A 12,078-nucleotide genomic window follows, 5' to 3' on the forward strand; every position below is an offset into this window, starting at 1 on the left:
GTCAAGCTTACCACCAGAATGGTCTTTTCTTTTGTTCGCTCTCAGCTGCCTCTTTTTCTTCAGCTTTATTCTCTTCTCTATCTTTATGAAATTTCCAAAAAGAGTCGAATGGATGCACTCTTTCTTCTTTTACTTCTTCTTTGACTTCTTCAGCTTTCTTTTTTGGTTGATTGGACATGCTCTTCACCCCTTTTGAGGTATTGTATTCAAATTGGGATACAGGTGCTTGGGCAAACGCCTTGCCTGCCCTCAGACCAACTCGGCACGTCCGGTCAGACGACATGAAAAAAGCCACCCGGTTGCCCGGATGGCTTTTTTATATAAACAATTACAGTTTTACAACGTTAGCTGCTTGTGGTCCACGGTTACCTTCAACCACTTCAAACTCAACCTGTTGGCCTTCGTCAAGTGATTTGAAGCCTTCTCCTGTGATTGCAGAGAAGTGTACGAATACGTCGTTTTCTCCTTCAACTTCGATGAAGCCAAAACCTTTTTCTGCGTTAAACCATTTTACTGTACCAGTTTTCATAATGAAAAACCTCCAAAATATTAATTGACAATATGCAAACTTACCCATAAGAAAATTCACATATTACGAAAAGTACCGTGCGTTCCGATCACTTTTTGTAATATGTGAATCTGTAACTTGCAGGTATTTTTGCTATTGACTTGTTACCCTTATTATACAGCGTTCATTTTAAAAGTCAAATGTATTGTGAGGAATTTTTCCATATTATCTGACTACTATTTATCTTTAAGCAATTGGTATTTTGCTGCTAAATGCGGAGGCGCCATTTTTACCATTAGCTGAAATAGGTAAGCAGCGACCGCCGTATCATCCATGATGCCAAAAACAATCAAGTAATCAGGAATAAAATCCAAAGGAATAACGGCGTACAAGAAAAAAATAAATACAGGAAGTATTTTTTTCAAAGCAGTCACCTCGCTTGATGTAAAGTATTCTTTAGCAAATGGAAGTGATTTCCTTAAAGTGAAAATAAAACGCAGTCTAGACCAAAATTTTATCAATATATCTCATTCCTCTCTTCTTAATACGTCAGAATCCATGTTTAGTTTCAAAATGCGATAAGAAAAAAATAGCAAAAAAAGAGTGAGTCATGTATGATAATATCAATATATACATACATACGGAGGGATTTTTTTGTCGGAGTTAGCAAAGTCAAAGTGGTTTCGATTAGGCTTCGGCCTTATTACAATTCTTATCATCATTTATTTAATGGATTTAGTCAGCTTCATTTTTACTCCAATTACGATCATTGTAACAACCCTTTTTGCTCCAATTGCTATTGCCGGCGTCCTTTACTACCTGCTGCGTCCAATTGTAGCACTGGTCTCAAAGTATCTGCCCCGGACGCTTTCGATCCTGCTAATTTATCTAGTCGGAATCGGAATTGTGACCGGACTTGTCTTCATAGCAGGGCCTCCATTATCGGAGCAATTTAATGCCCTGGTAGATAATATACCAACCATTTTTGAAGAACTTACTTCTATGATTGTTAATCTTCAGCAATCTGAATGGTTTAAAAGCCTTCAGGAAAGCCAGGATATTTCATATCAGGAGATTGCCAACAGCGTAGCGGACTATTTACAGGGTGCCATTGATTCGATTGGATCAAACGTTGTCTCATTACTGGGAATTTTAACGAGTATTGCAGTAGTGATTGTTACGATTCCTTTTGTACTTTTTTATATGCTGAAGGATGGGCAAAAGCTGCCCGATCAATTTTTGCGCTTTACACCGGAAGAGTTTCGTCCTGAAGGCAGAAAAGTCCTTGAAGATATGGATGATGCCTTAAGTTCTTATATTCAAGGACAAATTATTGTCAGTATGTTTATTGGGGTTTTATTGTACATTGCCTATTTAATTTTAGGGCTTGAATACTCCCTTGTCTTAGCGATCGTAGCCATGCTGACAAATGTTATTCCTTTTATTGGTCCATTTATCGGCACGATACCAGCAGTGATTGTCGGATTTCTAGATTCTCCTTTAAAAGCCCTGCTGGTAATCGTTGCGATTATCGTCGTTCAGCAAATAGAAAGTAATTTAATTTCTCCTCAGGTAATGGGCAGAAAACTGGCCATTCACCCATTGACCATTATCTTTATCCTATTGGTGGCTGGAAGCTTTGGCGGACTGCTCGGACTCATCATGGCAGTTCCAACCTATGCTGTAGGTAAAACAATTATCGTAAATGCGTACCGGTTCATCACGATTCGCAAGCGGTATAATGAAAACAAGATGAATAAAAATCATATGGTTTAAAAAAGAGCTGAAGCGGATTAACCGCTTCAGCTCTTTTTACTTTTCAGGGATCAGCTGCTCAAAAAACATTTTGTCAGCTGATGTCATACTGTTGGAAACGTATGGTTTATTGTCACAGAAGATTAAAAACCCATGATAAAGTTGTAAATCGTCATCACAGGAATCACAAAATAAAAGTTCTTCTTCATCCCAAAAAGCAATCTGGGTACCCCTTTTTACTTTTACATGAGGATATAAGTCAACCATTTCTGCGATCTTCTGTTTAAAAAAATTAAATGTATCCTCTTTACTTAAAAATGTCCATTGCTGCAAAATATCTTCTTCCCAACCCTCTAGAAACCACCAGGGTTCTGCGTCACTTTTCGTTTGTATGATATTCCACACGCCGATCACCTCTTAATTAATGCTAAGATTAGTGTATAAGAGATCCCGTTAAAAATAAAAGAATTTGCTTAAATTCCTATTGGTCCAGGCACCGTTCAACCACGTTGCCATTGATTTATCAAGTTGGAGCAGCCGATCGTAAACAAGAAGCTTACGATCACACTGTCAAACTTCTTTTTTGCCGGCGGATTCCTCAGTAATTGGTTCTATGAGCCGTATGATCAACGGATATCGGACGGATTTGGGATCGAGCCGATATAAAATTCTCTTTCCAGCTCTTTTTTCTGCAATCAGTTCAGCATCTTTCAATTTCTTAATGTGCTGACTGACAAGCGGCTGGCTGATCATAAATAAATCTACAAATTGGGAAACGGTCCATTCTTCTTCAGATAATTTTTTTGCCATTAGTAACCTTGTTTTGTCTCCAAATAATCGGTAAATTTCTGCTAGTGCTTCCGGCGAGTGGTTTTTCACTGTCATTCATATGCCTCTCTTCCTATAAAACTAACCTTTAATTATTATAATTTGGTTATTCGTACCTATTATATACCTATATAGTACAAAAAAGCTATAATAAATGGCAATTTTTCCGTTTTATATAGTCATTTATGTCTATAAAGGATATTTTGATGTGCGTAACTTGCTATCATTTCAGCAATCAGAGACAATATGTAAAAGAAGTTATAATGCGATTTATCTTTTTTGAAACTAAACGGTTTGTCCGCTCGTATATAAACTATAAGCCAACATAAGGAGTAGATGAATATGAGAGAGTTTTTATATTTCTTGGCTAGAGCCGGAATTGCCCTTCCACTGTTCTTACTGACATGGATTACCGCTTATTACATTTTTAATATACAATTTTTTTACTCCATTCTGATTGCGATAGCAGGAGGTGTTATTCCCTTCTATCTAATTAAATGGTTTCAGCACCGGTCTATTTTACGCTCGTACAAATTAAGTGCGCAGGAATACCAGTATATCCAGCAGAATTTAAAAGACGCTCAAAAAAAATTATCCCGTTTACAGGGCAGAATGTTTCAAATACGCTCTTTATCTGCAATGAGGCAGTTTAATGACTTAACAAAATTGTCCCGTAAAATATTTGCCGTTGTGAAAAAGGACCCGAAGCGTTTTTATTTAGCCGAAAGGTTTTTCTTCTATCATCTGGACTCAGCTGTTGAGCTGACAGACAAGTATACAACGCTTGCTGTGCAGCCTATAAAGAATAAAGAAGTGCTGACATCTCTTGATGATACGAGAAAAACATTGCTGGACCTGAATTCTTCGTTGGAAGAAGAACTAATGAATGTATTGACAAATGACATAGACACATTACGGGTAGAGCTTGATCTTGCTCAGATGAACCTTCAGCGTGGTCAGCAATCCAGAGAGGGGATTGAATAATGGAACGAAATCGTCAATCAGTAAAAGTAGAAGAAAGAAATCAGGGATTGGAGGATCTTCTGGCAAATCCATTTGGAGAAAATGAGCTGACTGAGCTGTCTTCAGATAAAGACGCAGCCGCTCCTAATAAAAAACTAATGGATATCATACCGGAGCGTGATCAGGAGCAGGCCAGACAAATTGCGCAGCAAATTGATCCAACTGATCACCAGTCAATTCTGCAATATGGAACCGCCGCTCAATCCAAGCTATCGAATTTTTCACATTCAATGCTTGACCATGTACAGCGAAAAGATGTTGGACCAATTGGAGATATTTTAAAAGAGCTTATGGACCGATTAGAGCAAATTGATCCGGACGAGCTTTCAGATCAAAAAAGAGGCGTAATTTCAAAACTCTTTAATCGTGTCAGCCGATCTGTTAATGAAGTCCTTTCCAAATATCAAAAACTTGGAGCCCAGGTCGATCGCATCAGTGTAAAACTCGACCATTCCAAAAAATCGCTAATCGACGATATTCAGATGCTTGAACAGCTGTACCAGCAGAATAAGGATTACTTCCATGCCCTGAACATCTATATTGCTGCAGCTGAGATTAAACGGGATGAACTTGAGCAGAAAACAATTCCGGAGCTGCGCAGAAAAGCTGAACAAAGTGATGATCAGATGGCCTATCAGGAAGTCAATGATATGATGCAGTTTATGGACCGGCTTGAGAAAAGACTTCATGATTTGCAACTGAGCCGTCAAATCACGATTCAAAGTGCACCGCAGATCAGAATGATTCAAAATATTAACCAGGCATTAGCTGAGAAAATCCAGGCATCCATTTTAACCGCAATTCCGTTATGGAAAAACCAAATTGCCATAGCCCTCACTCTCTTCCGTCAGCAACGGGCGGTTGAAGCGCAAAAGCAAGTGACAAAAACGACGAATGATTTGCTGTTAAAGAATTCAGAAATGCTGAAAACAAACAGCATCGAGACAGCTAAAGAAAATGAGCGGGGAATCGTGGACATCGAAACGTTGAAAACCACTCAAGCCAATCTGGTATCCACACTTGAAGAAACCTTGCGTATTCAGCAGGAAGGCCGTGAGAAAAGACGGCTGGCTGAAACCGAAATTCAGGCAATGGAATCCGATTTAAAGCAGCAGCTGCTTCAAATGCGCGGTACGAAAAACGGATAAAAAATACAAAATAGCACCTCGCCATTTTATAGGCGGGTGCTTTTTCTTTCAGAAAAAAAGAGTATTATACTTTAACTTCCACTTTACCATTTAAGAAACCGTCTCTTTAACGATTTCCAGTATTTCCAGTTCACATTCGAAGTAAAGCATTTTAATTCTTCAATTCTTGCCTGCTGGTTTACTGTCATTAATTCAAACATTTAAAATCAGTTCCAGTTGATTTGTCTATTAAATTGTAGACAACACAACTGGGGATTGAATGGCATTTTGGCGGGATGTTAACTCCATCTTCAGGATGATTTTGTTTCCGTCCTAAATGCTCTTGTATAAGAGTCTTTTAAGAAGAGGAAATAAAATATCAGGTAAATCCTCTATGTTTGAAATAAATAAACTGTATTTTCCGTACATATTTTGAATCACTTCTTTTTGCGACTCCTGTATCTCCTCTTTAGAAAGAAATACATTTATCACTTCAAGACCTTGCTTACGAGCATTCAATACCGCTTCATGCGTATCCAAAATTCCATTTTGCTCATAATCCATGGCTGCCGGCTCTCCATCGGAAAAAACAAGTAAGAAACGATTTTGTTCATTTCGTTTTACCAATCTTTCCGTCATATGCCGGATCGCAAACCCATCCCGGTTATCTTCTTCAGGTCTAAGCTGCATAATGGATGCACTGGCGTTTGTCCAAATCGACTGATCATACGAGATGACGGTCTTTAAATGATTGGGCTGACTGAATTCACTTGTTCGGTCTGTGTCTTCCCAAAAGCCGACAATTTCGTGTGGAACCCGGACCGATTTTAACACTTCGTGGAACAGCACAAGTCCTTTTTTTGTTTCATCCATTTTGTCCTGCATGGAAGCAGAGCAATCCAGCAGGAGTGTAAAAGTGGCGTCAATTTTTGGAGACTCTTCATCCTTCTTATAAAACACTTTTGGCTGCTCTTCTATAAAAAATGGAATAAGCTGCTTGCTTAACCGTCCAAAAGCAAGGCTGCCCCGAGGCTGGTTTCTTTTATGATCCAATGTTTTTTCAATAATTTTTTGCAGTTTTTTGTGAAGATGGTATACTTCTTTTTTGTAAAGATCGTACAGTTGCTGCTCATTTAATTGGACGGGTGACGCATTTTCAAACACAGCAAACGCATACCGGTTTTCTTTGCCATATGCATCACCGCCTCCCTTTTCTTCTGTTCTTGCTTCTTCGGTTACTTCGCCTTCAAAATCTTCCCTTGCTGCTTTTTTACTGGCACCCTGCACCATGCCAAGCGCCTGGTCCCCATCGTCACCTTCTCTGGCCTCGTTTCCTTTAATATTTGTTTTGGTTCCCTGATCCAGGTCAAACTGAAGAAACGACTCCCCTTTATCAGACGATTCGCGATGCCAGGTTTTAAATTCCTCTTCCATGACTTCCTCTTCCCCTGTTGCGTCTTCTTCCTGCTGGTCATCATTGATAAGGGGATCGCGCCGTTTTAGATCTTCATACGTGAGCTGCTCCCATTCCTGCATGATTTTTTCAGGAAGGTGGAAATATTCATTCAGCATATCTTTTGCCAGGATCTCCTCGAGCAGGCTGCAAAGCTCATAGCTGATGGCAGCTGATTGCTTTGTGGACGATGCTTCAAAAGAACGCTGAATCTGCTGCTGTATAAAGGGCTGAGCAAGCGATATCTCAGGCTGAATGGAGGGCCACTCCTCGATAGGAGATTGGGCATGTAAAAGAATATATAGAAAATTGAGGAGCGCATCAGCAGAGACACCTTTTACGAGATGTACATTTAACTGAGAGCGGAAATATCGGGTGTAGATGTTCCTCCTCATCGCAAAAGCACGTTTAGTGCCCGGTCTTATTTTTTTTACTTCTTCTTCAATTCTTGCATCTTCAATCATCATGAATAGCTGCTTAGCAAAAGAAAAGATGGGGCTTTCTTTTACTCGAAAGAGGTACTCGTTTATAGCTTTTACATCCGAAAAGCGATTGGTTCCAACCGCTCTGAGGTATATATCAGACGTCAAGCCGAGCCATTCTTCTTCCTTTTTTCTATGATCCCAGAAATGGCTGACCACTATTTTTTGATTGGGTACATCCAAATAATTTAGAGGCCCATATTCAACTTCCATATCCTGAGATTTAGTTAATGTTTTCGCAAGATCAATTAACTCCATCAATTGGAATGAATTGATGTTTTCATCATTAAATTGAATAAATCGCTGCATATAGATCTCCCTTACTCAAAGATGGTCTCTGCCGCGTTTTTTATGGCTGCTTTCTCTCTCTCGTCTTCCACCTTGTCTATTATTCCTCTCTGAATCGCACGCAACGGCGGTACAAATAGTGATAAATCGCATGTATCCAACAGCGCCCGAATAGAAGCAGCTTCTTCTGCTACTTGTCCATTTTGGACTTGAGCAAGTAAATCTTCAGACAATTGAACAAACTGAGAAATCATGGAATTGTCTTTTAATCCGCTCTGTGTCTGAATCACGTTAAATAAGGTTTCCCCTTGAATATACGGTACATCAATGACGATGAAGCGATTTTTTAACGCCTCATTTAATGGAACTGTTCCAATATAGCCTTCATTGATTGCAGCAATAACCCCGAAGCCCTCTTCAGCCTTGATGATTTCATTTGTAAAGGGATTCGTTATGGTGCGTCTGTAATCCAGCACACCATTTAAAATAGGAAGCGTTTCAGGTTTTGCCATATTAATTTCATCTATATATAAAAGCTGTCCTTTTTTCATGGCCTGGATAACGGGACCTTCTACAAAAGAAATAGAAGATTTTCCATTTATTTGCTCGATCGTTTTATAGCCAAGCATCGCTTCAGCATCCAGATCAATCGAGCAGTTAATGCTGTACATAGGCTGATGAAACAGTTCACTTATCGATTCAGCCAGTTTTGTCTTACCGGATCCTGTTGGTCCTTTTAGAAGAACATTCTTATTTAGAGCAAGACTAATCACAGCATCCTCCAATATAGAAGGATCTTCTGAGGAATAGCCCCCCGTCCCTATTCGTTGTCTATCTTCAGCCGAATAGTTTTTTTGGATTCTGGATTCAATAATTTGACGGAGAGAATCAGGCAGATTTTTGATTATCATAAATACATTCATCCTCGCTTACTTGTTTAATTTAGATATTCTTCATTCTAACTTGACGCATTTGAAGTTCGCAACTCTAACCGTTTCCCTGCAGTCACTTTGTCGGCAAAGTTCATGAGTGACAGGAAAAGTTCTTTAACGTACAATGAATTTTGAATGGTTTGAGGGGAGAGAGATAGAAAGAATGACAGATTTTAGATCAAAATGTGCAGCACTTGCTGAGCACTCTAAATTTACAATGGTTATTATTACGCTAATTATTTTTAATGCGATTTTAATTGGGCTTGAGACGTATCCTTCTATTTACGACCGGCATATGGAATGGTTTATCTTCCTGGATCGGCTGCTGCTTTGGCTTTTTACTATTGAAATTATCATCCGTTTAATTGGAAGTTCATCCTTAAAATCATTCTTTAAAGAACCATGGAATATCTTTGACTTTATCATCGTTGCAAGCGGCCATTTATTTACAGGGGGCCATTATGTAACCGTACTGCGGATACTGAGGGTCCTCAGGGTGCTTAGGGCTATTTCCATTATCCCTTCCTTAAGGAAGATGGTAAATGCACTGCTAATGACCATCCCATCTATGGGAACTATCCTGCTGCTGCTTGGTATTTTCTTTTATATTTACGGTATAATAGGAACCACGCTATTTCAGAGCATTTCACCTGAATATTTTGGCACTCTTCATGACACTCTGCTTAGTCTATTCCAGGTTGTCACACTTGAATCATGGGCAAGCGGAATTATGAGACCCATTTTAGCGGAAGATCCTGCTTCCTGGTGGTTTTTTGTTACGTTTATTTTAATTGGAACATTCGTGATATTTAACTTATTTGTCGGCGTTGTGGTAACCAATGTCGAAGAGGCCAACCAGGCTGAAAATCCTTCCCCCGAGGAAGTGAAACTCAATCAGGTTCAAAAAGAACTAGAAGAAATAAAAAAAATGCTTCAGGAACAAAATAAACATCCATAATAAGCTGCAAGCTGAAAAAACCCCTAAATTTTACAAAAATTTAGGGGTTTTACTTATTAAGATTCTTTCTCAAATATGTATAGCCCCCTGTCGAGTTTCCTGACTTGTTTATCTTTCCGCTGAATCGTTTTCATAAACGTCGTCATATTTGCTACTTTAAAACCCGTTTCACTTAAAATGTACTCCTGGATTTCTGTCCCTTTTACAGGCTGCAAGCGCTCTCGTAAAATTTTGAATGCAGCTTCGTGCATTTGTCTGGACTTGCCAATTTTTTTCGTTTTAGGAATTCTTTTAGTAGTAGGGTGAGGAAGAAATATTGATTCATCAGATGAAGTGTAAGGCTCAATATCAGATGCTTCATGCAGATTGTACTCCTGCGGCTCTCCTTGTGATAAGTCAAGTTCCCGCAGTCTTGCCATGATCGCTTGTCTTTCCTTTCTGAATTCCTGAAGAATCCGTTCTTCAGAATCTGCCATTTGCTCTAATCTAAGCTTTAACGCTATTCTCTCATTAAACATTTGCCACTCCCCTTTATACTTCGATTGCTTTGTTATTATTAAAATAATCAAAGCTAGTTATTCATTAATTATAATAGTTAAAATTTTAAAAGAAAAGAAGCAAAACTCCAGTTTCACTAAATAAACTGGAGTTTCGTTTTACTAAATTTTTTTAAAGTAATCTTTGTAAAATCCTCCCACTTTTCCGGTGTTATCGATAATAAATAAAAATTCCTCTGTTTCATTTTGAACAGGATACGTTTTTCCTACCGTTAAAACGTTGTTAACCACATACTTTGCTGCCTGATCACTCACACATTCCACTTTTGCCTGTGGGCTTGTTGTATTCCAATCCTTATGTATCATGTCCTTCACTCCTTTATTAGTATTGAGTATAGCGTGAGTGCTATACAGATTCAACTCTATACGCCATTATTGATGTTCAAACAATTCGTTTGTCTCTATATTTCCAAAAATTTTGGTTACAGGAAAACGCTTATCTTTTAGCCATTCTCCAAAGGGGATTGCAACTGGTTTTGCATTCTCTCCCAGCCCAAACAGCATCGTTAATGTCTCAGGCACATAAACAGCCGTGTGAATCGTGCCCGACCAGCTCCCGTAGTTTCGTTTAAAGATCCCATTCTCTGGTTTATTAAAAAAATTAAAAGCTTTGAGTGGAGTTGATATTTCACCTGATTGCATCGCGGTCATTGAAAGCCGGTTTAATGATTCTGTGATCTGATACCGGTTTTCTCCGGTTAACGCTTCTGTTTGAAAATGATTTGTGCAGGCATGTACAGACTCTCTGACGGCTGTTCCTCTGCCGGATGCTTCGACCACTGCAGATTGTCCAGCGGCATCATATAGTGAATAGTTAAAGGCATGTCTGTGGGGAATTTGCTGCAGCATTTGAACAGCTTCCTGAACAGAAGCACAGGAATCAAGAATAAATCGGGCGATGGTAGCACAGATAAACCCTTTAGCGGGATTTCTGCGATTGACCAGATGATACCCGACGACCAGCCCTTTTTCATTCATGCCGTCTATGCGTCCGATCATTCTGCCGCTTGTCCCTATAGAAGCATACCCCTCTTTAGGCTCCCACAGCAGCAATCTTCCCTCATAGGTTTTCGGATGGTAATCGTAATTTCGTGCAAAAAAACCATTTTTCATTAATACGGTGCAGCCTGATTTGCCCCAGTCCTGCTGATAGCCGCTGTATTCATGAAAAACTTCCTCAAGCGGCCATTTAAGAACAGACGCCACTCCCTCAAGTTCCTTCCAAAGACCAGGTGAAAACGTCTCGTAAAACTGTTTGGCTTCATTGAGGTTGGTATCGTATTTTCGAGTGGATGTTTTTCTGCGGTTTAGATGAGAGTGATACAATGGAGTTTGAATGAATTTAGAAGCCTCGAGCACACCGAGTTCATAATAAGATGCTGCTCCCTTAATGACATCCACATGAAACCTCATTTTCTCACCCCCTTCTCTTCAGGTTTTTAGCGGTTCCCTGATTTTGCTTTGCTTTTTTGCGCTGTAATATGATACCTGCTGCCACTAATGTAATGGCAACAATCGGAATGATATAGCGTAAATTAGTAAGAATCTCGGGGTAGACGAGAGGGAAAACTCGGCCGATTTGAAAGTAGATCATGGTCCAGACAAACGCTGCCGGAAAAGCAAATAAACAAAACTTCCAATAAGGATGCTTTGAAATCCCAACTACGTAGGGCATTCCCCACCTGACTCCTGGAATAAAGAAACTAAAAGCAATTGCCCAGCTGCCGTACCGGTTTAAAAATTCTATACTTTTCTCCCATCTGGATGCAAATCTTGACCTACGTATCCTATTTTCAATTTTTGATCCAAATAATCTCCCAATTCCGTAAGCGGCACTCGCACTTGATATCAATCCAAGATAGGTGGAGATAAAGGCAATAAACGGGTTATAGGATTGCTGAACTGTGATCATGCCGGAAAAAGAAGCTGCCAGTTCGTTTGGCAGTGGTAGGCCAAAAAATAAAAGCCAGCTGAATAGAAACATACTCCAATAGCCAAAACGCTCTGTTAATTCATCAAAAAATACTGTATCCATTCTTTTTCCCTTTCTGCTCTGCAAATAAAAGCCAGTCGAATATGATTCATTATATCTAATAATTTTCTTTTCGCATACCATTACGATAGGAGGAGCCAATAATACATTTTTGTAACATCTAACTTTTTGTTG

General features: G+C 39.3%; 15 protein-coding genes. 4 read left to right on the plus strand and 11 right to left on the minus strand.

Translation table 11 applies throughout. The features are described 5' to 3' along the window. Positions 1-7: 7 nt before the first annotated feature. From ACQCT8_RS04925 to ACQCT8_RS04935, 3 genes are all read right to left on the minus strand, one after another. Positions 8-178 carry a hypothetical protein gene (locus ACQCT8_RS04925; RefSeq protein ID WP_426868976.1) on the minus strand — a complete coding sequence of 57 codons (171 nt, stop codon included), beginning with the start codon at positions 176-178 and terminating at the stop codon, positions 8-10. A gap of 150 nt (positions 179-328) precedes the next feature. Next, positions 329-529 carry a cold-shock protein gene (locus tag ACQCT8_RS04930; protein WP_039809180.1) on the minus strand — a complete coding sequence of 67 codons (201 nt, stop codon included), beginning with the start codon at positions 527-529 and terminating at the stop codon, positions 329-331. Positions 530-744: 215 nt separating this feature from the next. Continuing rightward, on the minus strand, positions 745-933 hold the full coding sequence (locus tag ACQCT8_RS04935) for a DUF1232 domain-containing protein (RefSeq protein WP_426868979.1): 189 nt from the start codon (positions 931-933) through the stop codon (positions 745-747). A 229-nt stretch (positions 934-1,162) separates the two neighbouring features. Here ACQCT8_RS04935 and ACQCT8_RS04940 point away from each other — a divergent pair, with 229 nt between their 5' ends. Further along, complete coding sequence (locus tag ACQCT8_RS04940) at positions 1,163-2,284, plus strand: AI-2E family transporter (RefSeq protein ID WP_426868980.1); 1,122 nt, start codon at positions 1,163-1,165, stop codon at positions 2,282-2,284. A gap of 36 nt (positions 2,285-2,320) precedes the next feature. On the opposite strand, the gene ACQCT8_RS04945 is transcribed toward ACQCT8_RS04940, so the two are convergent. Next, complete coding sequence (locus tag ACQCT8_RS04945) at positions 2,321-2,668, minus strand: DUF1033 family protein (RefSeq protein WP_426868982.1); 348 nt, start codon at positions 2,666-2,668, stop codon at positions 2,321-2,323. Between the two features lie 165 nt (positions 2,669-2,833). Continuing rightward, positions 2,834-3,148 (minus strand): ArsR/SmtB family transcription factor, encoded by a 315-nt coding sequence (locus ACQCT8_RS04950; protein ID WP_426868983.1) that lies wholly within the window; start codon positions 3,146-3,148, stop codon positions 2,834-2,836. A 285-nt stretch (positions 3,149-3,433) separates the two neighbouring features. Between ACQCT8_RS04950 and ACQCT8_RS04955 the strand changes: the two genes are divergently transcribed. Together ACQCT8_RS04955 and ACQCT8_RS04960 are read left to right on the plus strand one after the other, a co-directional pair. After that, the gene (locus ACQCT8_RS04955) at positions 3,434-4,075 is read left to right on the plus strand and encodes a 5-bromo-4-chloroindolyl phosphate hydrolysis family protein (protein WP_426868985.1); all 642 of its coding nucleotides are present in this window, start codon (positions 3,434-3,436) and stop codon (positions 4,073-4,075) included. Beyond that, on the plus strand, positions 4,075-5,262 hold the full coding sequence (locus tag ACQCT8_RS04960) for a toxic anion resistance protein (RefSeq protein ID WP_426868987.1): 1,188 nt from the start codon (positions 4,075-4,077) through the stop codon (positions 5,260-5,262). The genes ACQCT8_RS04955 and ACQCT8_RS04960 overlap by 1 nt, the downstream gene beginning before the upstream one ends. Before the next feature lie 312 nt (positions 5,263-5,574). On the opposite strand, the gene ACQCT8_RS04965 is transcribed toward ACQCT8_RS04960, so the two are convergent. After that, positions 5,575-7,485 carry a vWA domain-containing protein gene (locus tag ACQCT8_RS04965; protein ID WP_426868989.1) on the minus strand — a complete coding sequence of 637 codons (1,911 nt, stop codon included), beginning with the start codon at positions 7,483-7,485 and terminating at the stop codon, positions 5,575-5,577. Positions 7,486-7,496: 11 nt separating this feature from the next. After that, on the minus strand, positions 7,497-8,375 hold the full coding sequence (locus ACQCT8_RS04970) for an ATP-binding protein (protein ID WP_426868991.1): 879 nt from the start codon (positions 8,373-8,375) through the stop codon (positions 7,497-7,499). A gap of 184 nt (positions 8,376-8,559) precedes the next feature. On the opposite strand from ACQCT8_RS04970, the gene ACQCT8_RS04975 reads away from it, so the two are divergent. Further along, positions 8,560-9,354, plus strand: coding sequence for an ion transporter (locus ACQCT8_RS04975; protein WP_426868993.1), 795 nt, complete (start codon positions 8,560-8,562; stop codon positions 9,352-9,354). 56 nt (positions 9,355-9,410) lie between these two features. Here the strand turns inward: ACQCT8_RS04975 and ACQCT8_RS04980 are convergent, their stop codons facing one another. From ACQCT8_RS04980 to ACQCT8_RS04995, 4 genes are all read right to left on the minus strand, one after another. After that, entirely contained in the window at positions 9,411-9,872 is a 462-nt protein-coding gene (locus tag ACQCT8_RS04980; RefSeq protein WP_426868995.1) for a competence protein ComK, read from the minus strand. A gap of 141 nt (positions 9,873-10,013) precedes the next feature. Beyond that, on the minus strand, positions 10,014-10,217 hold the full coding sequence (locus tag ACQCT8_RS04985; protein WP_426868997.1) for a DUF6501 family protein: 204 nt from the start codon (positions 10,215-10,217) through the stop codon (positions 10,014-10,016). 66 nt (positions 10,218-10,283) lie between these two features. After that, positions 10,284-11,324 (minus strand): C45 family autoproteolytic acyltransferase/hydolase, encoded by a 1,041-nt coding sequence (locus tag ACQCT8_RS04990; protein ID WP_426868999.1) that lies wholly within the window; start codon positions 11,322-11,324, stop codon positions 10,284-10,286. Between the two features lie 4 nt (positions 11,325-11,328). After that, the gene (locus tag ACQCT8_RS04995; protein WP_426869000.1) at positions 11,329-11,946 is read right to left on the minus strand and encodes a DedA family protein; all 618 of its coding nucleotides are present in this window, start codon (positions 11,944-11,946) and stop codon (positions 11,329-11,331) included. Positions 11,947-12,078: the final 132 nt, after the last annotated feature.

The sequence above is a fragment of the Jeotgalibacillus proteolyticus genome (assembly GCF_050107735.1).
Lineage (GTDB): Bacteria > Bacillota > Bacilli > Bacillales > Jeotgalibacillaceae > Jeotgalibacillus > Jeotgalibacillus proteolyticus_A.